The sequence below is a fragment of the Halomonas sp. AOP43-A1-21 genome, assembly GCF_052376775.1.
Taxonomy (GTDB): Bacteria; Pseudomonadota; Gammaproteobacteria; order Pseudomonadales; family Halomonadaceae; genus Vreelandella; species Vreelandella colorata.
Map to the genome: position 1 here is coordinate 39,335 of NZ_JBQSWC010000016.1, position 24,676 is coordinate 64,010.

A 24,676-nucleotide genomic window follows, 5' to 3' on the forward strand; every position below is an offset into this window, starting at 1 on the left:
GCATCCACTTTATTGCATCAAGCTGCCACCGGCATCGTCATCCAGCACAACCCCTTCGACACCGATATCACTCTCCAGCGCCAGCAGGTAGTGGCGTAACGCGCGGCGCGTCGCCTGTTCACGCAGGCTGTGGCGCACCCGGTCAGCCACTTGATCAAACGGCAGCGCTCGCCCTTCCTGGCGCTCGTCAATGCTCACAACATGCCAGCCGTAGCGCGATGCCAACGGACGCTCATGCAGTCCTTCGGGCAAGTGCTGCAGCGCGCGGTCAAGCTCAGGTACGGTCTGCCCCGGTACCAGCCAGCCCAGATCGCCATCCATCTCCTTGGAAGGACACGCGGAGTGATGCTGGGTAAATTCGGCAAACCGTTCGGGTATTCGAGTCAGTTCGTTAAGCAGCTTCTCGCCAAGCTGATACGCCTCATCACGGCCTTGGGAGTCATCGGGTGCGACGGCCAGCAGAATATGCCGCACACGCAGTTGGGTAGGTTCGCTGAAGCGCTCGCGATGAGTGTCAAAAAAGCGCTGACAATCCGCCTCATTCGGTTCGGGCACGTCCAGTTCCTGCTCGAGCAAGGCGGCGATTGCCGCGTCCTCTTGAGCCTCGGTCGGCTCCTGAGACGGCATCAGGCCAAGCTCATTGGCCCGCTGGCGCAGCAGCTCTCTGACCACCAGGGCGCGGGCCGCCTTCAGCTTGGCCTCCCCCGCCGTTTCGGCGGGGTGATACTGCATTTCCAGCGCAATCGTTGCTTCATCGATGCTGGCGTCGCCGACGCGTACCGGGGGCGCCGCAGCGCCGCCGGGTAGTTGTTCGATATCAATCATCTGCATGGTATTTCTCCTCTAAATAAAACTGAGCGTGCGAAGGCCAGACTAGGCGGAGATCGGAGAAAAAGCGGAGTTTACGAATTTGTAAATGAGCATTTTGAGGCGATCTCCAACAACGTATGGCCGAGCACAAGCCAGTTTTTAGCCGCGGCGGCGGACAAGCTGATAACGCCGGGTAACATACCCAAACGGCGCGCTCCATACGTGCACCAGCCGGGTGAACGGGAACAGCAGGATAATGGTCAGGCCGAGAAAGATATGCACCTTGTAGATCCAGGAAACTTCCTGCATATAGTCCGCCGCGCCGCCGCTGAAGAACACGATGGCCTGCGCCCAGCTGGAAAGCGTCAGCATCATCTCGCCGTCCATATGTCCCAGCGAGAAGAAGATGGTACCCATCCCCAGCCCCGCCTGAACAACGAGAATACCCAGAATCAGCGTGTCCATCAGGCTCGAGGACTGACGAACGCGGGGCATGAAGATACGGCGATACAGCAGCATGGCGCCGCCCACCAGGCACATGGCACCGGCGATCCCGCCAACCACAATTGCGACCAGCTGTTTGGTGCCGGCATGCAGAAACGGCGCATACACCCAGTGCGGGGTGAGCATGCCCACCAGGTGGCCGAAGAAGATCACGATGATACCGATATGGAACAAGTTGCTGGCCAGGCGCATGTTTTTCGATGACAGCATCTGGCTGGAACCGGTCTTCCAGGTGTACTGACCATGATCAAAACGGACCAGACTTCCGAGCAGAAACACCGTGCCCGCAAGATAGGGGTAGTAACCGTAGATGAGGTGGGTGAAGTAGTGCGCAATCGCGTCATACATGGCGGTTCTCCTATTAACGATTGGCAGAAGAGGTTGGAGTGGTAGCCGGCATGATGCGCACGGCCTCGCTCTTGACAGTATGCTTGCGCTCAGCAAGACGACGGCCTTCTGCAGACTGCAGCGCGCAGTCTTCATCGGAGGTCGCCGAGAAGCGCACGGCTTCTTCTTCCCACACGGCATCCAGAGCCTCAGGCGTGTTGTCGGGTTTTTCCTGCTTGACCTGCGGCCGATGCTCTTCGACATCGCCCTCGGCTCCGATCAACGCTAGAAGTGACAGCGGCACCAGGGCGTAATCTGCCCCACGCTCTTCCAGGCGCGCGGTAAGCAGCGCCAGGATATGGCGTATTTCGCCCAGCCAGCGGCCGATCTCGGCGTCGTCACATAGCGAAAGGTACTCAAGAAATACCGGCAGATGGTCCGGCAGTTCGCGGGCATCCAGCTCGAAACCCGCCGCGCTGTACTCGGCCATGAGATCTACCATGGCCTGCCCCCGGTCGCGGGATTCGCCGTGAACGTGCTCGAACAGCAGCAAGGAAGTCGCGCGCCCTTTATCGAACATCGCCACGTACTCGGCCTGCAGCTCCAGCAGGTCAGCTTCTTGGAGTTGCTGACACCACTGCATGAGGGACGACTTGAGAGCCGCCCCCAGGCGGCGCTCGGCGTTGAGGATTTCGATTAGCTCACCGCAGGCATCCTGCAATTCCCGAGTCGGGTAATCGAGCAAGCGGGCCAGCACACGCAGGCTACGCATGCCTTGGGCTGGCGCGTGAAGTGGGCCCGCCATCGCGGCGGTGTCAGACGATTGGATAGCGGCTTCAGTCATGACGAGTCTCCTCAAGTTGGGGCTGCGGCTCGAAGACCTCTACAGGCTTGACCAGCACACTGGTCTGCTTGCGGCCATTGAACAGGTTGGGCTGGCTTTCACCGTGGCAGCCATCGCCAAAGGTAAAGCCGCATCCTCCCCGCTCGGGGAAGGCCTCAACCGCCATTTCGCGATGGCTGGTGGGGATCACGAAACGATCCTCGTAGTTGGCAATGGCCAGGTAACGGTACATCTCTTCTACCTGGGCCTCGCTGAGCCCTACCGCATCGAGCACCTCGGTATTGAGGCTGCCTTCCACGTGCTTGCCCCGCATGTAAAGACGCATCGCCATCAAGCGCTTGAGTGCCAGTACGACAGGCTCTTCTTCGCCAGCGGTCAGCATGTTGGCCAGGTACTTCACCGGAATACGCAGCGATTCGATCTTGGGCAGAATGCCGTCGAACTCCACATGTCCTGCTTCGGCAGCCGACTGAATCGGCGAAAGCGGCGGCACATACCACACCATCGGCAGCGTGCGATATTCCGGGTGCAGCGGCAGCGCCAGCCCCCAGTCGATGGCCATTTTGTAAACCGGCGAAGCCTGGGCGGCCTTGATGACGTTTTCCTGAATACCGTCCCGCTTGGCCTGGGCAATCACTTCAGGGTCATGCGGGTCCAGGAAGATTTCGCACTGGCGATGGTAAAGGTCGCGCTCATCGGGTGAGCTTGCCACCTCTTCAATGCGGTCGGCGTCGTAGAGCAATACGCCGAGGTAGCGAATACGGCCTACACAGGTCTCGGAGCAGATGGTTGGCTGGCCGGACTCGATACGCGGGTAGCAGAAGATGCACTTCTCGGACTTGCCGCTCTTCCAGTTGTAATAGATCTTCTTGTAGGGGCAGCCCGAGATACACATCCGCCAGCCGCGGCACTTGTCCTGGTCGATCAGGACGATACCGTCCTCTTCGCGCTTGTAGATCGCACCACTGGGGCAGGACGCCACACAGGTGGGGTTCAAGCAGTGCTCACACAGGCGCGGCAGGTACATCATGAAGGTATTTTCGAACTGGCCGTAAATATCCGCCTGCACCTTGTCGAAGTTGGCGTCCTTGCGCCGCTTGGCAAACTCGGTGCCCAGAATCTCTTCCCAGTTCGGGCCCCATTCGATCTTCTGCATGCGCTTGCCGGAAATCAGCGAGCGCGGGCGCGCGACAGGCTGATGCTCACCGATCTTGGCGGTATGCAGGTGCTGGTAGTCGAAGGTGAACGGCTCATAGTAGTCGTCCATTTCGGGCAGATCAGGGTTGGCAAAGATATTTGCCAGCACCCGCCATTTGCCACCGATACGCGGCTCGATCCGGCCGTCGGTACGGCGCATCCAGCCGCCCTTCCACTTGGCCTGGTTCTCCCACTCCTTGGGATAACCGATGCCGGGCTTGGTCTCGACGTTGTTGAACCAGGCGTACTCCATACCTTCGCGGCTGGTCCAGACATTCTTGCAAGTCACCGAGCACGTATGGCAGCCGATACACTTGTCGAGGTTGAGGACCATGCCTACTTGGGAGCGAATCTTCATTTCACGGCCTCCTGAGTGCCGTTCTTCTGGGCACTGTTCTTCTGAGAACTGTTCTCTTGAACGCTGTCATTGCCTTCATCATCCAGCCAGTCGACGTGCTTCATCTTGCGTACCAACACGAACTCATCACGGTTTGAGCCGACAGTGCCGTAGTAATTGAAACTGTAAGAGAGCTGCGCGTAGCCGCCGATCATATGGGTGGGCTTGGGGCAGACACGGGTCACGGAATTGTGAATCCCGCCTCGGGTACCGGTGATCTCGGAGCCTGGCACGTTCACCTGACGCTCCTGGGCGTGGTACATCATCACCATGCCGTCCTTGACCCGCTGGCTGACCACGGCGCGCGCCGCAATCGAGCCGTTGGCGTTGTAGACCTCGATCCAGTCGTTGTCCTCGATATCGATTTCCGCTGCGTCCGCCTCGGAAAGCCACACCACCGGGCCGCCACGGTTGAGCGTCAACATCAGCAGGTTGTCTGAATAGGTAGAGTGAATCCCCCACTTCTGGTGCGGTGTGAGGAAGTTCAACGCCTTGCTCTTGAAGCCATTATCAGCAGGGAGTTGGAAGCCTTTGGCAGCCTTGGTGTCGATAGGCGGACGATAGACCAGCAGACTTTCGCCGAAGGCACGCATCCAGGCGTGATCCTGATAGAACTGCTGGCGGCCACTCACGGTGCGCCATGGAATCAGCTCATGAACGTTGGTGTAACCGGCGTTATAAGAGACATGCTCGTCTTCCAGGCCAGACCAGGTCGGGCTTGAAATAATCTTGCGCGGCTGGGCGATGATATCGCGAAAGCGAATCTTCTCTTCATGCTTGGGCCGCGCCAGGTGGGTATGGTCGCGCCCGGTAATCTTGGACAGCGCATCCCACGCTTTTACCGCCACCTGGCCGTTGGTTTCCGGCGCCAGGGTCAGAATCATTTCGGCGGCATCGATAGCACTATCGATCAACGGGCGACCTTTGTGCGGGCCATCCAGTTTGCGATGGTTGAGTTTACCCAGCAGCTCGACTTCTGCATCGGTATTCCAGGCGATACCCTTGCCGCCGTTGCCGATGCTTTCAAGCAAAGGCCCAACGGAGGTGAAGCGCTCATAGGTTTCCGGGTAATTACGCTTGACCTCGATCAGCGAGGGCATGGTCTTGCCCGGAATCGCTTCGCACTCGCCTGTTTTCCAATCCATTACCGCCGGCTGGGCAAGCTCTCCGGGGGAGTCGTGCTGCATGGGTAGCGTGACCAGGTCAGTCTCCTCGCCCAGGTGGCCGACGCACACCTTGGAAAACGCCTTGGCAATGCCCTTGTAGATATCCCAGTCGCTGCGCGATTCCCAGGCCGGGTCGGTCGCCGCGGTCAAGGGGTGAATGAAGGGGTGCATGTCAGAGGTATTGAGATCGTTCTTCTCGTACCAGGTTGCTGTCGGCAGCACGATATCCGAGTAGAGACAGGTGGTGGACATGCGGAAATCCAGGGTCACCAGCAGGTCAAGCTTGCCTTCCGGCGCTTCATCGCGCCACACCACTTCTTCAGGTTTCTGGCCGCCGAAGTCACCCAGGTCCTTGCCCTGAATACCGTGACGGGTGCCCAGCAGGTACTTGAGCATGTACTCATGGCCCTTGCCGGAGCTGCCCAGCAGGTTGGAGCGCCAGATGAACATGTTGCGCGGAAAGTTCTGCGGTGCGTCCGGGTCTTCGGCGGCAAAGCGCAGCTCGCCACTCTTGAGCTGGGAAACTGCATAGTCGGCAGTCGACATGCCCGCGGTTTCGGCTTTCTTCGCCAGGCGCAGGGGGTTAGTGTCCAGCTGAGGCGCAGACGGCAGCCAGCCCATGCGCTCGGCGCGCACGTTGAAATCGATCAGGCTTCCCGGGTAATCCTCGACCTTGGCCAGCGGCGAGAGAATTTCCTTGATTTCCAGCTTCTCGTAGCGCCACTGCGAGGAGTGGTTATAGAAGAAGGAAGTAGAATTCATGTGGCGCGGCGGACGCTGCCAGTCAAGGCCAAAGGCCAGCGGGGTCCAGCCAGTCTGCGGGCGCAGTTTTTCCTGCCCCACATAGTGCGCCCAGCCACCGCCGCTCTGACCGATACAGCCACACATGACCAGCATGTTGATCAGGCCGCGGTAGTTCATGTCCATGTGGTACCAGTGGTTCATACCGGCACCCACGATGATCATGCTGCGGCCGTGGGTCTTGTTGGCGTTATCGGCAAACTCACGGGCAATACGGGCGCATTGCTCGGCCGGAACACCGGTGATTTTTTCCTGCCACGCCGGGGTATAAGGACGGATCTGGTCATACGAGGTGGCGCCGTCGTCTTCACCGTCTCCGGCAAAGCCACGGTCGATGCCGTAGTTGGCACACATCAGATCAAAAACGGTAACCGCCAGCATGTCGCTGCCATCGGCTCTTTTCAGTCTCTTGGCGGGCAAGTTGTGGAACAGCAGGTCATCGGCGGCGCCAGCACCGGCTCCTTTTACGTGTTTGAAGTGTTCATGTTCAATGCCACCGAAGTAGGGAAACGCTACCCGCGCGACGCTGTCGTGATGCTCAGCCAGGCTCAGTAGCGGTTTTATTTCAGTGCCTTCAGCGTCCAGTGATTCCAGGTTCCACTTGCCTACTTCATCACCGGTTTCACCCCAGCGGAAACCGATGGAGCCACGCGGTACCACTAGTTGGTCACGGGTTTCATCCCAGGCAACGGTTTTCCACTCGGGGTTGTTTTCCTGACCCAGCGCGGCATCGAAATCGCTGGCACGCAGCTGGCGGCCAGGGGCGAAACTGCCATCTTCACGTACCTCAAGCTCTACCAGAAACGGCATATCGGTATAGCGACGCACGTAATCGGTGAAATAGGCGCTGGGGTTCTCGAGGTGAAACTCCTTCAAGATGACGTGGCCCATGGCCATCGCCAGTGCCGCATCGGTGCCCTGCTTAGCGGAGAGCCACTCGTCGGTCAGTTTGGAGACCTCAGCGTAGTCCGGGGTAATCGAGACGGTCTTGGTGCCCTTGTAGCGCACCTCGGTAAAGAAGTGTGCATCCGGGGTACGCGTCTGCGGCACGTTGGAGCCCCAAGCGATGATGTAGCTTGAGTTGTACCAGTCAGCGGATTCGGGTACGTCGGTCTGCTCGCCCCAGGTCATCGGGGACGCCGGTGGCAGGTCGCAGTACCAGTCGTAGAAGCTCATGCACACGCCGCCGATCAGCGAAAGGTAGCGGCTGCCCGCTGCATAGCTGACCATCGACATGGCGGGAATCGGCGAGAAGCCGATGATGCGGTCCGGGCCATACTGCTTCGCGGTATAGACGTTGGAGGCTGCAACCAGCTCGTTGAGTTCGTCCCAGTCACCGCGCACAAAGCCCCCCATGCCGCGGGCACGCTTGTACTGCTTGGTCTTGGCCGGGTCTTCGACGATGGAAGCCCAGGCATCTACCGGGTCCGGGTTGGCCTTGAGCGCTTCGCGCCACAAGGCCAGCAGCGGCTTGCGAATCAGCGGATACTTGAGGCGATTGGCGCTATACAGGTACCAGGAGTAGCTGGCGCCACGTGGGCAACCACGCGGTTCGTGGTTGGGCAGGTCAGGACGAGTACGCGGATAGTCGGTCTGCTGGGTTTCCCAGGTCACCAGGCCGTTCTTGACGTAGATTTTCCAGCTGCAGGAGCCGGTACAGTTCACACCGTGAGTACTGCGGACAACCTTGTCATGCTGCCAGCGGGCACGGTAGCTATCTTCCCACTCGCGGGATTCACTGCGTAGTTCGCCGTGCTCGTTGGCAAAGGGCTCGCGGGACTTGCGGAAGAAATTCAGCCGATCTATGAAGTGACTCATGGTCGATCTCCAGGCTCCTCGGAAAATTGCGTACCCTAAAGCGGGTTCCATGGAGAGAAGTCTGCGCGATCGATCAGCAAATTACTGCGTGGTTACCTCCATATACACCCTATCTACCCCCAAGGTGATAGAGCGGCCGATACAAGGGAATAGGCGCAGGGCGACCAAGGCCTCAGCCATCCTGCCCATCGACTCGCGCTTGCATCAACGGCCCTGTGTAGTGCGCTAGAAATATGGCGTAGGCCACGCACCAGAGGATGATGCTCAGCGTATAAATCCAATGGGTGACCTGAGGAAACAACGCAAGCACCGGTGAGCGTGCCAATGCAGCTATCAACATCACACTCAGCGCCCCGCCAATCCCCGGCAAGGTACGGATAGGCCGGGCGGTATGGCCCAACGACACCCGGGCCATCATTGCCAGCATCATGGTTCCCATTCCACCAATGGTCAGGGCATGCACGGCAAGATCGACACGTACCATCCCCATGAGTGCCAGCACCCACAGGAGTAGGCCTAACGGAATACAGGCGTAACTGGCGTGCAACCCCCACAACAAGGGTTCCCGCCAGCTATGAAGCCCGCCCCAACGCGCCATGCGAACAAGATTGGCCAACGCCGCCAGCAGCATCACGGCACCCATTAACGCATTCGGGATGCCAACCCCCAGCATGATGGCAAGCTGCAATAGCACAGCGCCAGCTGTACTTACCAGCGTCACGCCTTCAAGTAAAAAAACCGGCTCCGCCTTGGTAAGCCCAAGCCGGTTAGCGGTAAACATGGCGATTACCCGCCCGCCAACGACCACCATTACCAGCGTGATCAACAGCACGGCCAGGTAGGCAGCCTGGCGGGTCAGTACCGCATCGCCTTTTATCTCGCCCACGTGCATGGCCAGATTGGCAACGGCAAACAGCAACAGCGTGGGAATAAAGATCAAGTTGCGCCAGCGCTTTGCAGTGATCACCAGGCGCGCCATGACAACGGCAACCACCGGCAGAAATGCGACGTCAACCATCAGCAATAACCAAGCCGGTAGCCCCAGAGGAAAGGCCATCAGCACCCGCCCCACTAGCCATAACACCACAAGCCCCAGCAGCGGCCCGCCGCTTAAACTCGCAAGCCCGGTCCAGTTACGCACCGCTGTAAGCAGAAACCCCACTACCACCGCTGCGGCAAAGCCAAACAGCATTTCATGCTGATGCCAGAACACCAACCCGCCATACGTACTCAACAGAATATGGCCATGCCAAAAGGCCAGCCAAACCAGTAGGGACAGGATACTGAACAGGGCCGCCAACAGGAAAAAAGGCCGAAACGCCAGACGCAGCAACGGTAAGTGCGTAAATTTGGCGGCAGGTTGGGAGGGAGTGCTGGTCGACATAACAGAATCTCCGCTAAGTTACTTGGATATCAGTAGATATCGAGCCGGGCGATATCTCGGGCCTGCAAGCGTGCTTCTGCGTCCTGATAAGCCGCCAGCTGTTGAAACAGCGCTGCTTCCTCCATCAAACTCGGGATGACAACGGTAGAACTGCACTTTGATCATCGAAGCTATCCTCGATATGGCTCTTGACGCGAACGCTCGGTCAGGCGGCATGACTCCGCATCTATAGCTGTTGATAAAAGCGATGGCAGAAAAGCGTTGTACATTTATATTTGCCTGTGCTTTAAAAGATATATCTAAAATACCTTTTAAAGGTGCGCCAAGTATCAGACCCTGTCAAGACACGGCTTAATACAATTGGCTCACCGCTATACATGCAAACCAGAACTCAGAGTGGTATTCCAAAGCATGACTTCTGCGCTGTATTGACAGCACATGGACTAATTGAATTAACGTCGACCAACCTGAAAACTGTTATGAGAGAAGCATCATGTCGAATCCGCGCTCAACGCCCCTGGGCTTCGACAGCCTAGCCATTCACGGCCAACAGCAAACGGACGCCTTCGGCAGTCCCCATATGCCGATTTATGATACGACGACGTTCACGTACCCCAATACGGCTGCCCTGTTGGAGGTCACCGAAGGACGTCGACGCGCGCCGCTTTACTCCCGTTATGGCCACAACCCCACGCTGTATGCCCTGGAAGAAACCCTGGCCGCGCTGGAAGGTGCCGAGAAAGCCTGGGCATTTTCATCCGGCATGGCGGCGATCAGCACCCTGTTCTTGAGCCACGGCCAGCGTGGCATCGCCTGCCTTGGCGAGATATACGGCGGCACGCTGGGCCTACTTGAACATCAACTACCCGAACTAGGCATCAGCACGCACTTTCTGCTGGAGGGGCACGATCACGACGCACTGGAACGCCTTCTGGCATCGGGCGTGGGGCTTGTCTACATAGAGACGCCCACGAACCCCACGCTGCGCATCACCGATATCGCCGCCGTGGCCGAACAAGCCCACCGTCACGGCGCCCTGGTGGCAGTAGACAGCACGTTTGCCACCCCCATCAATCAACAGCCGCTAGCGCTGGGCGCCGATATCGTGGTGCATAGTGCAACGAAGTACCTGGGAGGCCACAGCGACCTCACCGCCGGTGCGGTCATGGGGTCGGCCATGCTGCTTGATGCCATGTGGGCGTGGCGGCAGAACCTGGGCTGCGCCCTCTCCCCGCAAATGGCATCGCTGCTTTCGCGAAGCCTGCGCACACTGCCCCTACGCGTCGAGCGTCATAATGCCTCGGCACAGGCCATCGCCGAGGCTTTACTCGGGCACCCCGCTATCGCTCGTGTGCTCTACCCGGGATTGCCATCGCATCCAGGCCACTGCCTGGCACGCCAGCAAATGCGCAGCTTCGGCGGCATGCTGACACTGGAATTCGTGGGCGGGCGCGATGCGGCGGCAAAGGTGGCAGACCTGTTGACGCTTTTCGCCATTGCACCCAGCCTGGGCGGTGCCGAAAGCCTCGTCACCCAGCCTTGCACGACGTCACACGCGGACATTTCTGTCGAAGAGCGCGCAAAACGTGGCATTACAGATGGGATGCTGCGTTTTTCGATTGGCCTGGAAAACGTCGAAGACCTTCTCGACGACCTGCAACAAGCCATAGCCGCATTATCCGAGAGAGGTATCGCCCAGTAGAGAAGCGCCATGCCAGACGATCCATTCGCTTGACAGAACGCCAAATAAAGCTTAATTCTAAATACTAGTATCACAATATGATATTTATGAACCGACCGCGATTGTAACTGAATGAGGGACGAGACAATGACCCCATTAGCCGTTATCCAACTGCCTTTCACCCAGCATGGAGGCTGGAAGAGATTGCAGCAGCGCAGCCCTTCCATCGCCACGCTGGCCTGGTGCCTGGTATTACCCATGTCGTTAGTGCCGCCCCTGATGCTTTATTATGCTGGCACTCACTACGGAGATGTTTTCGTATCCGGCTTTGCCGACCGGCAATGGCGCTTCATCACTACCATCCTGTTTCTGGCCGAACTGCTTACCTTCTTCGTGATGGGCTGGTTGATTCACGCGGTCGTCAACAGCCATCGCGAGCTTTCCATCAGCTACCACGGTGCCTATCTGTTAGCGGCACTGGCGCCGCTCCCCTTGTGGTCTGCCGCATTTGCGCTGCTGATACCCAGCCTGCTCTTTAATGCTGCGGTAGTCCTGGTGGCTCTATGTATTTCCTGCAGTCTGGTTTATCACGGGTTACAGGCCTTGTGTGAACGCAGGGTCAATGATGTCGCAACCATGTCCGTAACTTACACCATCATGGCGGCAGGATTGCTGGCATGGGGCTTGCTGATGGCGGTTGTCTGGGCCTACTGATGCCGGCTTCGGATGTAGACTGGGGCTGAACAACGGAGAATTTGGGCATGGCGGCGCCCGGGGCCATGCCTTCAAGCCTCTAGGCAAGCCAGGAGAGCGGGCTGTGCCGAATGGCGGCCCCCACCATATACACGAAGGTGGCTACCGCTGCGATGGCGGCCAAGGCACGCACTCGGGGCGTTGGCCCCCGCTTGATTGCCACTGTTCCAATACCGATATAGGCGAGCAGCGCCAGCAACTTGGCCCCCAGCCAGGGAAGCTGCCAGGGCCATACGGAAAGCAGCATCATCAAAGTGACCCCGAGCCCCAGCAGTGCCGTATCAATGATATGCGGCAACACCTTGACCCAGCGGGCATTGAGCTGCGGGCTTTCACGCACTGACCACCAGGCGCGCAACACGAAAAACGTGATGCTCAACGCGGCAGCACTCATGTGCAAGTGCTTGATCAGGAAGTAGTGCTCCATGTCAGCGCCCTCTAGCCCACGTTGACCGTATTACCCTGCGGATCGAAAACCAGAAAAGCAGCGATATTTCCCGTTTGCAGAGACGCCATGATGCGCTGAAGCTGGCGCTCTACCTCAGCATCATCGTTCGGGTCGTCCATGGCCGCCGCCACCATTAGATCCCACGGCATGTCAGTGCGCCGCGACTCCTCGACCAAGGCTGACATGCTGCTCAGCTCCTCGGTCGACTTGTCCACGCAGATCACCGGCACCAGCACGCCCCCGTCTCCCTGCTCAAAGCGACGACGCTGCTCGGCATCGGGGAAATCAGGCAATTCCGCGCGCACAAAAACAAACAGCAGCCGCTGGGGCTTAGGCTGCTTGCGAGCTTCCTGAAGTAAATCGGCAAACGTTGCGATTGTCATGAAACGGGCCTTATCGTTAATAAATTATGTTCGTGGTCCGGCAGGTGGCATTACTCAGGCGACTCGACGAAAAGCCATAGCAGTAGCATTATCATCAATAGTGGAATCAACAGGCTAAGTGGCGCTACTCGCCAGCCGTAAGCCTCAACGACTAAAGGCACCATCTGCAAGGAAAACCCTATACCCGCCACCAATGCCAGGCATAGGCCTATGCATAAGTGCATCGTACGGCCAGGCATCCAGCCCTCGGCATGAGCAACACCGGTCGCGATTACTGCGCCGCCTAGACCAAGGCTTGCCCCCACCAGCAGAAATTGCCATGGCTGGCCAGCGATGCCAAACCCGCCCAACGCCAGCGCCAGCCCCATCAATAGCCATTGCATCAAGCGACAGGTGTCCCCTCGCCGGGCAATGCGCCACGCAGGCCACGCTAACAGCATTGCGCTAATCAAGGGCACCCCGACATAGGCTGGCTGTATGGCCAGCAAGGCATAGAGCGTCCAGATAGCCACCGCCAAGGCGCTTGCCAGCGGCATGATCAAAATGGCAACCAGCAGTTGGTAGCCATTTTGCGACTCGGTTGATGTCTCAAGCGAGGGAGGCGGCACGGATGAAGGCATAGCGTTTCCCGGCTAGGGTATGAAGACATCAACAGACGTGTAAGAATTGTCTGTAAATATGGTATGCAGGTCAAAAAGCATCGGAGGTAGTTAGGCTATCTCTTAAGGGATAGCCCTCGCATCACCATGCGAGCAGTGACGCACTCCTCCACTTTTTATTACGCGCTATTGTTATTACGCGCTATCGGAACCACCATGAAATTACTTCAACGTTCCCTGGTTGCTCGCATTATAGCGTCGCTGCTGGCCATTAGTGGCATGGCTTTCATCAGCATCACGCTAACCATGGCGATGTCCAGCGGCACCCGTGGCGACGCGGCTGCCATCAACGTTGCAGGCTCCTTACGCATGAACGCGCATCAGATCATGGGGGAATTACAGCGCGCGGAATATGCACCTGAAACGGCAAGCGAGTCACGCTTCGAAGCATTGATGACGCGCTTTGATCAACGTCTGCAGAGTGCCACCCTGCAACACAACGTTCGCAGCGGTGATCGCCACGCCCAACTGGAGAACATCCAGGCTTACTGGCAACGCATGCTCCGCCCCCGCCTGAACGAGGCGGCGTCTGGTGGCGAAATCGATCTGGATGCAATTCAAGCCATGATCACCACCGTGGTCAGCGATATCGATACTCTGGTGATGCATCTTGAGCACAGTACAGAGGCGAAAGTGCGCCTGCTGGGCATGATGCAGATACTCTTCCTGGCACTGATCGCCATCGTGGTATTGATCGCCCTTTATGATGTTCGCCACAATCTGGTGGTGCCTCTGCGCCAGCTCATGGTGCTGGCCCGCGAGGCCGCCCAGCGTAATTTTACCCATCGTTCACAGATACGCGGCAGCGACGAGTTGGCCTTGCTGGGTAACACCTTTAACAAGATGTCTGCCGAGCTGTCTGCAAGCTACGCGGCCCTGGAAGAAAAAGTATCCCGTAAAGAGCAGGAGCTTGAACGCAGCAACCAGGCACTGCGCGTAATGCACGATGCCAGCCGCTCGCTGTACGGTGGTGGTAATGACCTGTGTTCCAGCGCCGCCCCCATGCTGCGCGAACTGGAAACGCTGCTGGACATTGGGCCCATACGGCTTTCGCTGAACGACCCGTTCGACCAGCGGGAAATGCCGGTGCTGGAAACCCACTCGCACACCCGGCCGGAGTATTGCCGCGATCAGGAGTGCAACGCCTGTCTGATCGACCCACTCCCTTTGGATATGGTGGCCTCTGACCAGGCACAATACCTGCTGCTCCCCATCAGCGTAGGCGATACGCTGCTAGGCACAATGGAGGTGTGGTATCCCCAGGAAAGGCTCAACGACAGCACCCGCCGCCTGCTCACCATGCTCGCCGACCAGCTGGCAACGGCGGTATATCTTCAGCGGCGCATTGAAGAACAGCAGCAGGTGACCCTGATCAATGAACGCACCATCATTGCGCGCGAGCTGCATGATTCTCTGGCACAATCGCTCTCCTATCTCAAGATGCAGGTTGCCCGGCTCGAACGCATGCAGCAGAAAGCAGCCCCCCAGGAAGCTCAAACCGCCGTCTTTGATGAATTGCGCAATGGCCTTAACAGCGCCTACCGACAATTACGCGAACTGCTCACCACCTTCCGGCTGAAACTCGACGGCCCGGGTCTGCAGTTTGCCCTGCGCCAGACCGTTGACGAGTTTACCCAGCGCATAGGCGCAAATGTCGAGCTTGACTACGATGTGCCGCCCTACCTGCTTAACCCCAACGAAGAGATTCACGTTCTCCAGATCATTCGCGAGGCGCTGGCCAATACCCATAAACATGCGCAAGCCCACTGGGCGGCCGTCACGGTGCGCTTCGCCAATGCGCAGATGCTGATTCGCATCGAGGATGACGGTATCGGGCTGGAAGACGACAGCTCGCCACCGATGCACTACGGGCTGGTCATCATTCGTGACCGGGCCACTACCCTGAACGGGGAACTGAGCATCACCAACCGCCCCACCGGCGGTGCCAGTGTTGAACTTGTGTTTACGCCGCTGACCGCGCGCCTAATCCAGCAGCAGCCCGCATCGACTGCCAACCACGCTCATACCGACACTCACACCGACACTCACACCGACACTCATACCAACACTCATTTAGGTACAGGGGCCTCTTGATGACACTGTTAACCGCCAATGACACACCTGCCAGCCTGCTGATCATCGATGACCATCCGCTATTGCGTCGCGGCGTGGCGCAGCTGCTCGAGCTTGAAGACGACCTGGCACTGATTGGCGAAACGGGTAATCCCGAGGAAGGCATTGCGCTGGCCCTCGAGCTTGAGCCCGACCTTGTGCTGCTTGACCTGAACATGCCGGACGTCAACGGGCTGGAAGCCTTGCGCCGCCTACGCGAGGCGAACTACAGCGGCCGCGTGGTGATGTTTACCGTCTCAGACCATGAAGACGATGTGGTGGCCGCCCTGCGCACCGGTGCCGATGGTTATCTGCTGAAAGACATGGAGCCCGAAGACATGGTGCGCCAACTGCGCCAGGCAGCGCTCGGCCGTATGGTCATCAGCGAAAGCCTGACCGCCCTGCTGGCCGAAGCCTTGCGCAATCAGCGTAGCGCGCCGACTACTCCCGACGTTCATAGCCTGACCCAGCGCGAGCGCGAGATACTCAAGCAGCTGGCCGGCGGCCTCTCCAATAAACTCATCGCCCGCAAGCTGGATATCACCGAAGGCACCGTCAAGGTACACGTTAAGCACCTGCTCAAGAAGCTCAACCTGCGCTCCCGCGTGGAAGCCGCGGTATGGGCCGTTCAGGAAGGCTTCGACCACTAGGCTTTGTGTGGTTACCTCCAAAGACTTCCTGGTTACTTTTACGTTGAAGCACCCTACCCCCAGCCAACGCTTTTACCTTTAAAATCAGTTATCTCACATCAAAAAGCGACTACCTATCAAGAGGTATGTCGCTGATTTTCAGGCGCTTTCAACCGGTTTCCCAATACCCTTTCCCGGCGTATCTTGCTTTTTAACTGCTACCCGCAGAAAGGTTTTGACGCTAAAGGGAAACCGCCATGAGCAAGAAAAACGCTGATATCGAAACGTGGGATATCGAAAACGAGCAGTTCTGGGAACAGACCGGCAAACGGGTCGCCAACCGCAACCTGTGGATCTCCATACCCAGCCTGCTGATAGGCTTTGCCGTATGGATGATGTGGGGCATGATCACCACCCAGATGCAGAATCTGGGCTTTGCGTTCACCACTGACCAGCTGTTCACCCTGACCGCGACGGCGGGCCTGGCCGGCGCCACGCTGCGCATCCCCGCCTCGTTCATGCTGCGCCTGGCCGGCGGGCGCAACACCATCTTTCTGACCACCACGCTTCTGATCATTCCCGCTGCCGGCACCGGTATTGCGCTGATTAACCCCGGCACGCCGTTCTGGATATTCCAGGCACTGGCGCTGCTTTCCGGCATCGGTGGCGGTAACTTCGCCTGCTCGATGAGCAACATTTCAAGCTTCTATCCCAAGAGTCAGCAGGGGTATGCGCTGGGAATGAACGCAGGGCTTGGCAATTTCGGCGTCACGACCATGCAGATTCTGGTGCCACTGGTCATGACCATCGGTATTTTCGGTGCGATTGCCGGTTCACCCATGGAGTTGCAAAGCGCCAGCGGCACCCTGATTGGCCGTATCGAAGCGGGTACCGATACCTGGATTCAGAACGCCGCCTTCATCTGGCTGGTGTTCTTGATTCCGCTGGCCCTTGCCTGCTGGTTCGGCATGAACAACCTGCGCACCATCTCCCCCAACCCCGGCACACCGTTTCAGGCATTCGGCAAGATTCTAGGGCTCTATGTCGTGGGGATCATTGCGACGGTCATTGGCTTGGCTGCGCTAAACTGGCTGAACATGTGGCTTGCCCTGCCGCTGACCATTCTGGTGACGCTCGCCATGCTGCGCTTGCTGCCAGGCGAGGAGATAAAGCCCAATATTCAAAAGCAGTTCGCCATTTTCCGCGATAAGCACACCTGGGCAATGACGCTGCTGTACGTGCTTACCTTCGGCTCTTTTATCGGCTTTTCTGCGGCGCTACCGCTCTCCATCACTATCATTTTCGGCAACATGATGGACGTTGCCGCCGACGGAACCGTGACCCGCATTATCAACCCGGATGCCCCCAGCGCCCTGACCTGGTCCTGGATCGGCCCGTTTGTGGGTGCGCTGGTTCGCCCTATCGGCGGCTGGATTGCCGACAAGCTCGGCGGCTCTCTGGTAACTCAATTGGTGACCGCTGTGATGATCGTGGCGTCCGTTGCCGCCGGGTACGTGATGATGCTGGCCTACAACGCAACGGATCCCAACCAGTATTTCTGGATGTTCATGCTGCTGTTTATCGTGCTGTTCACCGCAAGCGGTATCGGCAATGGCTCGACCTTTCGCAGCATCGGCTTCATTTTCGACGCCCAGAGCAAAGGACCAGTACTCGGCTGGACAGCCGCGGTCGCCGGTTACGGCTCGTTTATCGCGCCGGTGATGATAGGCGATCAGATCAAGGCGGGTACGCCTGAAGTGGCCATGTACGGGTTCGCCGTTTTCTATGCCATTTGCCTGGTCATCAACTGGTGGTTCTATCTGCGCAAGGGCGCTTACGTCAAGAACCCTTGAAGCCTGCCGCCCTTTTTACGCCCGGGGCCTGGCTCCGGGTTTCGCCCCCACCCCGCTGCGGGAGGACACCATGAAAATCATGATTGCCTACGACGGGTCGCGCAACGCCAAGCTGGCGCTCGCTCAAGTCGTCAACATGTTCCGCTGTAATCAGCCGCTGCTTGTCCTGGTCGGCGTGGTCGAGAACCCGCTCGATGCCACCGATAACAACGAAGCGCTTTTCCAACAGGAGCAGAACGAACTTAAACAGCACCTTCAAGAAGGCGTGGCGTTTGCACTCGGCGAAGGTTTCCAGGCCGAACAGCTACTTGCCGAAGGCGATGCCCGCAAGATGCTTTTACAGGCTACACGCAAGATCACGCCGGACCTGCTGGTCATTGCCCGGCATAGCCACCAGCCCGATGGCGGCATTATCGCCAAGTCTCTGACCTACTTCGTCGATGAACTCGACTACATGACCTTCGGCAGCGTCAGCTCGTTTCTGGCCCGGCGCGCCGAATGTCCTCTATTGATCCTCCCCAGCCCTTGAGCCGCCGCTACCTACCCTTGGGACACAGGATGATACGACCATGAAAGTTTCCGCTGTATTCACGTTTCGCAGCCCTGAAATCCGCGCCCTGCACCTGACCTGGATCGCTTTCTTCATTACCTTCTACGTGTGGTTCAACATGGCGCCACTCGCCTCGAGCATGCTCAAGAGCGTGGATTGGCTAACCCCGGACGACCTCAAGCTGTTCGCCATCTGCAACGTCGCCTTGACCATCCCCGCCCGCATCATCGTCGGCATGGCCCTGGACCGCTTCGGCCCGCGTCGGGTCTTCTCGGTGCTCATGGTCAGCATGTCACTTCCGGCGCTGGCGTTTGCCTTCGGCAACAGCATGACGCAGCTACTCGTGGCACGCCTGGTGTTGAGTTCAATTGGCGCAAGCTTCGTGGTGGGCATTCACATGACCGCTCTATGGTTCAAGCCTAAAGACATCGGCTTTGCTGAAGGCTTCTACGCCGGGTGGGGTAACTTTGGCTCGGCGGTGGCAGCCATGTCACTACCCACCATTGCCCTTGGCATGTATGGCGGCCCCGACGGTTGGCGCTGGGCCATCGCCCAAAGCGCTGTGGTCATGGCGGCTTACGGCGTTTACTACTGGTTCGCGATCACCGACGGCCCCGACGCCCAGGCCCACCGCAAGCCGCGCAAGAGTGCTGCCATGGAAGTCAGCACCTGGGCGGATATGGTCAAGCTGATTATCTGGACGATCCCACTGGTCGGCGTGCTTGCCATCCTGGTCTGGCGTATCCAGTACATGGGATACCTATCGGTCACGGGCGCGGTCGTCGCTTACCTGGCCATCATTGCTATCATCATTTACCAGATCGTCCAGATTCTGCGGGTCAATCTCCCCATTCTGCGCAAGGGTGTGCCGGAGGATGACAAGTACTCGTTCAACAGCGTGGCTGCACTCAACAGCACCTACTTTGCCAACTTCGGTGCGGAGCTTGCCGTCGTGTCGATGCTGCCCATGTTCTTTGAAGCTACCTGGGGGCTGAATGCGGCAACGGCGGGGTTGATCGCAGCCTCGTTTGCCTTCGTCAATCTGGTGGCGCGCCCCATGGGCGGCATGGTGTCAGACCGTATGGGAAACCGGCGCTTCGTGATGCTGTGCTACATGTTCGGCATCAGCGTAGGGTTTCTGCTCATGGGCATGCTCAATGCAAGCTGGCCGCTGATACTGGCCATTGCCGTGACCGTCGGCACGTCGATTTTCGTGCAGGGGGCTGAGGGCGCCACCTTCGGCATCATTCCTTCCATCAAGCGGCGTATCACCGGCCAGATCTCGGGCATGGCGGGGGCCTACGGCAATGTAGGCGCGGTGGTCTACCTGACGATCTATACGTTTGTCACGCCGTCGCAGTTCTTCTACATCATTGCCACCGGCGCGTTTATCAGCTGGTTGATCTGCCTGGTATGGCTCAAGGAGCCAGAAGGCGCTTTTGATGACGAGTATTACGTCTCGTCAGTGGATCGCGATATCGAAGCCCAGGCGCTGCAAAGTGGCAAGCCTTAGACGTTCCAATATCGCTAGCACCAAGGCTCTGCCTGGCCCCCGTAAGGTCAGGCAGAGCCTTCAACAAGCGCGTGACTTCAATCTGGATCGGTAATGTCTTCTATCCAGGTCAGGGCGGCAACGGCGGTCGGAAAGCCGGTAGTGGGAATAGCCAGCATGGCGACCTGCTTGAGCTCCTCGGCGCTGATGCTCTCTTTCAGGGCGCGACGAACGTGGGAATGGACGGCCCCTTCGGAGCGCGAACCAATGGCCAGCGAGAGTTTCACCAGGCGCCGGCTACGCTCATCAAGCGGCCCGGCTTCCGCGCAGGCTTTGCCCAAGGCGGCGTAAGCATCCCATATATCCGGGTACTGGTTGGCAACATCTCCGGCTCCGGAAGGTAAATCGTGCTTGCTCATAGAATACAACCTTGGCGATAACGTATATGAAATTACAGTATAGAAATAAGATGGTTAAATACCACCCGCCCACCGCTAAAGCGAAAATCGGCATTACGCAGGGCTGCTCCATAACGGAAACGGCGCACTTTCCTGCAAGTGGCGCAACTCGGGTTGGTGGGTTTGGGCAATCTGGGTTACGCGCTTTACCCCCTCTTCCAATAAATGCACCTCGATCTGCCGACGGTCTTCGCGGCCCCGGCGCCGCTCTACCAGCGCCAGCTGCTCACAGCGGTCAATCAACGCCACAACACCGTGATGCTTCGCCTGAAGGCGCTCGGCAAGCTCACCGATGGTTGCCCAATCTCTTCCCGGGAACCCGCGTAGATGCAGCAGCAGCTGATACTGAAGAGGCGTCAATTCATAACGGCGGCAGATATCTTCACTATGGCGAAGGAAACAGCGCAGCCGGTAACGAAATTGCGACAACTGCTCAAAGTCGCTTTTATCCAACGTCGATTCTTGGCTCATTCTTCCCTTTTCCTTTGTCACAAGCCTACGGTTCCTTTCGTGACCATAGGCAGACTGTTGATGCGCAGGGCGCTTTCAAACGACAGTATCACAACATGATACAGGTAGCCCATTTAGTCCAGGCCGATGCAGGAGTCTGAAATGAACAAACTTACTTTCTTCAAATTGACGTTCAGTCATCGTGCCGGCTGGAAAGAGCTGCAAGCATCCTCGCCTTCCATTCCGTTACTGGCGTGGCTGGTGGTCTTGCCTCTGGCATTCTTGCCACCCGTCATGCTCTATTATGCAGGCACTCACTATGACGATGCGTTCATGGTCGGCTTTGCGGATCGTGAGTGGCGGTTTATCACCACGGTCATCTTTCTGGCTGAGCTGGTCAGCTTTTTCGCTATCGGATGGGTAATACACGCGGTGGTCAATGGTACTGAAGCGCTATCCATCAGCTATCAAGATGCCTACCTGCTTTCCGCCCTGGCGCCACTGCCGCTGTTCATCTCGTCTCTGGTACTGCTGATACCCAATCTGTTGGTCAATGTCATTGTCATTCTCTCGGCTCTGGGTATTTCCTGTGGCCTGATTTACCACGGATTGCAGGCGCTTTGCACCCACAAGGCATTTGATATGGTTACCATTTCAGTCACCTATACCATCATGGCGGCCTGCGCGTTGGGATGGGGCGTCTTGTTTGCGGTTATCTGGGCTTACTGACGTTGAGCGTTTGCTCATATGCCCAATGCTGGCTAGGCTGACAACAGCCCTTCTTGATGGCTAGGGTTTGTACGAAAAGTCGCTGAGCGAAGGCTAGACAAGGCAAAAATCAGCGAAAAAACGGAGTTTACATGTGTAAATGAGTATTTTGAGCTGATTTTTAACGCCGTATGGCCGAGCGTAAGCAGTTTTCGTACGAGGCCTAAACATCATGATGGGAATTGGAAGCCCGTTCATAAGGAGAGTGAAATCATGTCCAGCCCGGAACATAAGCAGAAGATCTGGAAGATGATCAAGGATATCAAGGTAGGCATGCTGGTGACGCTTGACCACGACACCCCGCGCGCGCGCCCCATGCACCTGGTGCAGGAAGAGTATGACGGCACGCTATGGTTCTATACCCGCCGCAGCGCCGAAAAAGTCTTTGAAGCCAAAAGCGATCATGACGTATGCCTGAGCTTTTCCGATCAGGAAGACGGTGTATACGTTTCGCTATCAGGCAAGGCCAACCTGAACGACAACCGCGAGCTGATCCACAAGTACTGGAACCCCTTCGTGGCCGCCTGGTTCCCGGAAGGCAAGGACGACCCGGACGTCACGCTTCTGGAAATCAAGGTAGAGATGGGCGAGCACTGGAAATCCAAGGAGAGCAAGACCTACCAGCTCTACGAGATTGCCAAGGCCAACCTCAAGAAAGATGCCAAACCGGATCTTGGTGAAAATGAAAAATTCGGTGGTTGATTCCGTTATAAAGCGCCCTGCCCCCAGGGCGCTTTTCCGTTTGGCAGCCTTGATGCTGCTGGGTACCGGAGCAGCCTGGGCTTCTGATGATGCGCCGCAAGGCGGCTCATCCAGCAACTGCGAACCTACCGAGCAGCAGCAGGAAATGCTTTCACTGGTTAACGAGGCGCGCAGCCAATCTAGGCAGTGCGGCACTCAATCGTTTGATTCGGTAGCGCCACTGACCTGGAGCTGCAAGCTTCACGAGGCAGCCCAGGCGCACTCGGAAGATATGGCCGAGAATGAGTACTTCAGCCATACCAGCCCTGAGGGCGTTGGCATCGAACAGCGCGTGGAAGAGCAAGACTATGTATGGCGCGCGGTGGGGGAAAACATTGCCGCCGGCCATATGTCGGCATCGGCCGCGGTGGATGGCTGGCTGGAAAGCCCTGGCCACTGCAGCAATATAATGAACGGCGCCTTTACCCAGATGGGCATGGCCAACGCCGACAACCCGGAATCCCGCTACACCACTTACTGGACCCAGGCACTGGGCCAGCCCCGCTAACCAGGCTGAACGTGCCGGTTCACATGCCTGCACCAGGTTACTGAGCCGGCGTCAGATCCCCATAGTGAACCGCCGTTATCGCATTCTTGGGCGACCCATCCACCAGCTTGGTGCTGTAGGTCAGGTACACGAAGGTTTCGGTTTCAGCGTCGTGCATGCGCACCACGCGCATATTCTTGAACAGCGCTGAACGGCGCTGGGTAAACACCACTTCCTGCTCTTCTACCTCCGCTGGGTTAAACACGATCTCACCCGTTTGCCGACACGCAACGCTTGCCTCGCTGGCCTCTTCGGCAAGCCCCACCGCGCCTGAAAGCCCGCCAATCTGAGAGTAGGAAATATAGCAGGAAATACCCTGCACCTTGGGGTCGTCAAAGCGCTCCACCTCAATGGTGTTATTCGGCCCCAGCATGCGGAACTCGGTACGCACGCTGCCAATATGGGCGTCCTGGGCCAGCAGCGTTGCGGGCAGCAACGCCATCATGGCGGCGAACGAGCCAATGGCAACGCGTTGAGCGAAAAACGGGCGCATGGACATAAGCGTGGCTTCCTTGGGTATTAAGATGAGCGGGAGTGGGAGACTATCAATTTAGGGGCCCAAAAGGGAAACGCGCCGGCAATATGCCCAGCGCGTTATCAGCCGACTCACGGCGTGGCAATATGCGGCTGCCCATTCAGTGAACGCGCAAGCCTTCCGTCTGATACAGCAGATTGACCTCTACCACTCGGCCTTCCACCAGGTGGCAGTACTGGCGCGTCTCGCCCGCTTCCTGACGCGCTCTGACTTCGCCGCCCTCCTGCTCACAGTAATTGACGGCAATCTGCTGCGCCTGTTCAGCGCCAGCGGTGGTGCCCTGGGTCGAACACCCAGCCAGAGCCATCCCTATCAATACCAACAGGCCATAACGAGCCATGCGCTTCTCCCTTTGCGTCAATATATTGAACAGTGGTTATTGGCGTCTTAAAACGTCTACGCTCTCTTCACTATAGTCAATATTTCGGCTTTCCTGGGTTAGGGATGCCAGCAAGGCCGTTATAACCCTGCTGCCATCAAGGCGCTGCCTGCGCGTGACCGATTGGGGGCGTTGATCGCTTGCGTGATCCACTCCCCCGTTCTTGCCAGCGCGTTTAAATCAATACCCGATGCAATACCCAAGCCTTCAAGCATGTACACCACATCTTCGCTGGCCACATTTCCGGAAGCCCCCTTGGCATAGGGGCAGCCACCCAAACCAGCGACGGAGCTATCGATAACGCTTACGCCCTCTTCCAGTACCGCATGAAGATTGGCGAGCGCTTGGCCATAGGTATCATGAAAGTGAGCGGCCAGATTATTCACCGGCACCTGGGCGGCGACTGCCGCCAGCATACGCTTGGCTTTGGATGGCGTGCCGGTACCAATCGTGTCGCCTAGCGATACTTCATAGCAGCCCATCTGGTACAGCGCCTTGGCCACCCGCGCCACCTGCAAAGGGTCGATCTCTCCCTCGTAAGGGCAGCCAAGCACGCAGGAAACATACCCCCGCACGCGCAGCCCGGCTTGGCGCGCACGGTCGACCACCGGCTCAAAACGCTCGAGCGACTCGGCGATAGAGCAGTTGATGTTCTTGTGCGAAAAGGCTTCGCTTGCCGCGCCAAATACGGCGACCTCGTCAACCCCACACTCAATCGCCGCTTCCAGACCTTTCAGGTTAGGCGTCAAGGCTGAATAGACAACGCCAGGGCGACGCTCGATACCCAGCATTATTTCCCGGTGGTCGGCCATTTGCGGCACCCAGCGAGGCGACACAAAACTCGCCGCCTCGATATTGGTACAGCCCGCTTCCACCAGGCGCAGGATGAACTCAAGCTTCAGATGAGTCGGCACGAACTCACGTTCATTTTGCAGACCGTCGCGCGGGCCAACCTCGACCAGGCGTACAGAAGATGGCAGAGCCATGTCT

Annotated in this window: 24 protein-coding genes; 10 read left to right on the forward strand and 14 right to left on the reverse strand. The window is 58.0% G+C overall.

What is annotated here, in order from left to right:
- Window positions 1–9 precede the first annotated feature (9 nt).
- The 6 genes from ACT3R7_RS10510 to ACT3R7_RS10535 form a co-directional block, all read right to left on the reverse strand.
- Window positions 10–831: a peptidylprolyl isomerase gene (locus ACT3R7_RS10510; RefSeq protein ID WP_496199048.1), complete on the reverse strand. Its 822-nt coding sequence runs from the start codon at window positions 829–831 to the stop codon at window positions 10–12.
- Window positions 832–969: 138 nt separating this feature from the next.
- Window positions 970–1,662: a respiratory nitrate reductase subunit gamma gene (gene narI, locus ACT3R7_RS10515; RefSeq protein ID WP_496199049.1), complete on the reverse strand. Its 693-nt coding sequence runs from the start codon at window positions 1,660–1,662 to the stop codon at window positions 970–972.
- A 13-nt stretch (window positions 1,663–1,675) separates the two neighbouring features.
- Window positions 1,676–2,485 carry a nitrate reductase molybdenum cofactor assembly chaperone gene (gene narJ / locus ACT3R7_RS10520; protein ID WP_496199050.1) on the reverse strand — a complete coding sequence of 270 codons (810 nt, stop codon included), beginning with the start codon at window positions 2,483–2,485 and terminating at the stop codon, window positions 1,676–1,678.
- Window positions 2,478–4,040 carry a nitrate reductase subunit beta gene (gene narH / locus ACT3R7_RS10525; protein WP_496199051.1) on the reverse strand — a complete coding sequence of 521 codons (1,563 nt, stop codon included), beginning with the start codon at window positions 4,038–4,040 and terminating at the stop codon, window positions 2,478–2,480. Before narH ends, narJ begins: the two co-directional genes overlap by 8 nt.
- Window positions 4,037–7,864: a nitrate reductase subunit alpha gene (locus ACT3R7_RS10530; protein ID WP_496199052.1), complete on the reverse strand. Its 3,828-nt coding sequence runs from the start codon at window positions 7,862–7,864 to the stop codon at window positions 4,037–4,039. The genes narH and ACT3R7_RS10530 overlap by 4 nt, the downstream gene beginning before the upstream one ends.
- A 172-nt stretch (window positions 7,865–8,036) precedes the next feature.
- A complete protein-coding gene (locus ACT3R7_RS10535) occupies window positions 8,037–9,248 on the reverse strand; it encodes an NnrS family protein (protein WP_496199053.1) in 1,212 nt (403 codons plus the stop codon).
- Window positions 9,249–9,741: 493 nt separating this feature from the next.
- Between ACT3R7_RS10535 and ACT3R7_RS10540 the strand changes: the two genes are divergently transcribed.
- Entirely contained in the window at window positions 9,742–10,950 is a 1,209-nt protein-coding gene (locus ACT3R7_RS10540) for a trans-sulfuration enzyme family protein (protein ID WP_496199054.1), read from the forward strand.
- A 126-nt stretch (window positions 10,951–11,076) separates the two neighbouring features.
- Window positions 11,077–11,643 carry a YIP1 family protein gene (locus ACT3R7_RS10545; RefSeq protein ID WP_496199055.1) on the forward strand — a complete coding sequence of 189 codons (567 nt, stop codon included), beginning with the start codon at window positions 11,077–11,079 and terminating at the stop codon, window positions 11,641–11,643.
- 79 nt (window positions 11,644–11,722) lie between these two features.
- On the opposite strand, the gene ACT3R7_RS10550 is transcribed toward ACT3R7_RS10545, so the two are convergent.
- Genes ACT3R7_RS10550 through ACT3R7_RS10560 form a run of 3 tightly spaced genes read right to left on the reverse strand, consistent with a single transcriptional unit; the run spans window position 11,723 to window position 13,133 of the window.
- Window positions 11,723–12,109 (reverse strand): SirB2 family protein, encoded by a 387-nt coding sequence (locus ACT3R7_RS10550; protein WP_496199056.1) that lies wholly within the window; start codon window positions 12,107–12,109, stop codon window positions 11,723–11,725.
- A gap of 11 nt (window positions 12,110–12,120) precedes the next feature.
- On the reverse strand, window positions 12,121–12,513 hold the full coding sequence (locus ACT3R7_RS10555; protein ID WP_496199057.1) for a ribonucleotide reductase subunit alpha: 393 nt from the start codon (window positions 12,511–12,513) through the stop codon (window positions 12,121–12,123).
- Window positions 12,514–12,563: 50 nt separating this feature from the next.
- The gene (locus tag ACT3R7_RS10560; RefSeq protein WP_496199058.1) at window positions 12,564–13,133 is read right to left on the reverse strand and encodes a hypothetical protein; all 570 of its coding nucleotides are present in this window, start codon (window positions 13,131–13,133) and stop codon (window positions 12,564–12,566) included.
- Window positions 13,134–13,328: 195 nt separating this feature from the next.
- Here ACT3R7_RS10560 and ACT3R7_RS10565 point away from each other — a divergent pair, with 195 nt between their 5' ends.
- The 5 genes from ACT3R7_RS10565 (at window position 13,329) to ACT3R7_RS10585 (ending at window position 19,829) form a co-directional block, all read left to right on the forward strand.
- Window positions 13,329–15,266, forward strand: coding sequence for a histidine kinase (locus ACT3R7_RS10565; protein WP_496199059.1), 1,938 nt, complete (start codon window positions 13,329–13,331; stop codon window positions 15,264–15,266).
- Entirely contained in the window at window positions 15,266–15,934 is a 669-nt protein-coding gene (gene narL / locus ACT3R7_RS10570) for a two-component system response regulator NarL (protein WP_496199060.1), read from the forward strand. Before ACT3R7_RS10565 ends, narL begins: the two co-directional genes overlap by 1 nt.
- Before the next feature lie 236 nt (window positions 15,935–16,170).
- On the forward strand, window positions 16,171–17,766 hold the full coding sequence (locus tag ACT3R7_RS10575; RefSeq protein WP_496199061.1) for an antiporter: 1,596 nt from the start codon (window positions 16,171–16,173) through the stop codon (window positions 17,764–17,766).
- Between the two features lie 70 nt (window positions 17,767–17,836).
- The gene (locus ACT3R7_RS10580; RefSeq protein WP_496199062.1) at window positions 17,837–18,295 is read left to right on the forward strand and encodes a universal stress protein; all 459 of its coding nucleotides are present in this window, start codon (window positions 17,837–17,839) and stop codon (window positions 18,293–18,295) included.
- Between the two features lie 40 nt (window positions 18,296–18,335).
- Window positions 18,336–19,829, forward strand: a complete 1,494-nt coding sequence (locus ACT3R7_RS10585) for an MFS transporter (RefSeq protein ID WP_496199063.1) — start codon at window positions 18,336–18,338, stop codon at window positions 19,827–19,829.
- Window positions 19,830–19,906: 77 nt separating this feature from the next.
- On the opposite strand, the gene ACT3R7_RS10590 is transcribed toward ACT3R7_RS10585, so the two are convergent.
- Window positions 19,907–20,227, reverse strand: coding sequence for a carboxymuconolactone decarboxylase family protein (locus ACT3R7_RS10590; RefSeq protein ID WP_496199064.1), 321 nt, complete (start codon window positions 20,225–20,227; stop codon window positions 19,907–19,909).
- A 93-nt stretch (window positions 20,228–20,320) separates the two neighbouring features.
- Entirely contained in the window at window positions 20,321–20,737 is a 417-nt protein-coding gene (locus ACT3R7_RS10595) for a MarR family transcriptional regulator (RefSeq protein WP_496199065.1), read from the reverse strand.
- 141 nt (window positions 20,738–20,878) lie between these two features.
- Here ACT3R7_RS10595 and ACT3R7_RS10600 point away from each other — a divergent pair, with 141 nt between their 5' ends.
- From ACT3R7_RS10600 to ACT3R7_RS10610, 3 genes are all read left to right on the forward strand, one after another.
- A complete protein-coding gene (locus ACT3R7_RS10600; protein ID WP_496199066.1) occupies window positions 20,879–21,445 on the forward strand; it encodes a YIP1 family protein in 567 nt (188 codons plus the stop codon).
- A 252-nt stretch (window positions 21,446–21,697) separates the two neighbouring features.
- Window positions 21,698–22,186 (forward strand): pyridoxamine 5'-phosphate oxidase family protein, encoded by a 489-nt coding sequence (locus tag ACT3R7_RS10605; RefSeq protein ID WP_496199067.1) that lies wholly within the window; start codon window positions 21,698–21,700, stop codon window positions 22,184–22,186.
- Complete coding sequence (locus ACT3R7_RS10610; RefSeq protein ID WP_496199068.1) at window positions 22,179–22,733, forward strand: CAP domain-containing protein; 555 nt, start codon at window positions 22,179–22,181, stop codon at window positions 22,731–22,733. Before ACT3R7_RS10605 ends, ACT3R7_RS10610 begins: the two co-directional genes overlap by 8 nt.
- Window positions 22,734–22,770: 37 nt before the next feature.
- On the opposite strand, the gene ACT3R7_RS10615 is transcribed toward ACT3R7_RS10610, so the two are convergent.
- The 3 genes from ACT3R7_RS10615 to ACT3R7_RS10625 all read right to left on the reverse strand — a co-directional run bounded on the left by ACT3R7_RS10615 (window position 22,771) and on the right by ACT3R7_RS10625 (window position 24,672).
- Window positions 22,771–23,271, reverse strand: a complete 501-nt coding sequence (locus ACT3R7_RS10615; protein ID WP_496199069.1) for a CreA family protein — start codon at window positions 23,269–23,271, stop codon at window positions 22,771–22,773.
- Window positions 23,272–23,407: 136 nt separating this feature from the next.
- The gene (locus ACT3R7_RS10620) at window positions 23,408–23,647 is read right to left on the reverse strand and encodes a DUF333 domain-containing protein (protein ID WP_496199070.1); all 240 of its coding nucleotides are present in this window, start codon (window positions 23,645–23,647) and stop codon (window positions 23,408–23,410) included.
- Between the two features lie 119 nt (window positions 23,648–23,766).
- Entirely contained in the window at window positions 23,767–24,672 is a 906-nt protein-coding gene (locus tag ACT3R7_RS10625; RefSeq protein WP_496199071.1) for a hydroxymethylglutaryl-CoA lyase, read from the reverse strand.
- Window positions 24,673–24,676: the final 4 nt, after the last annotated feature.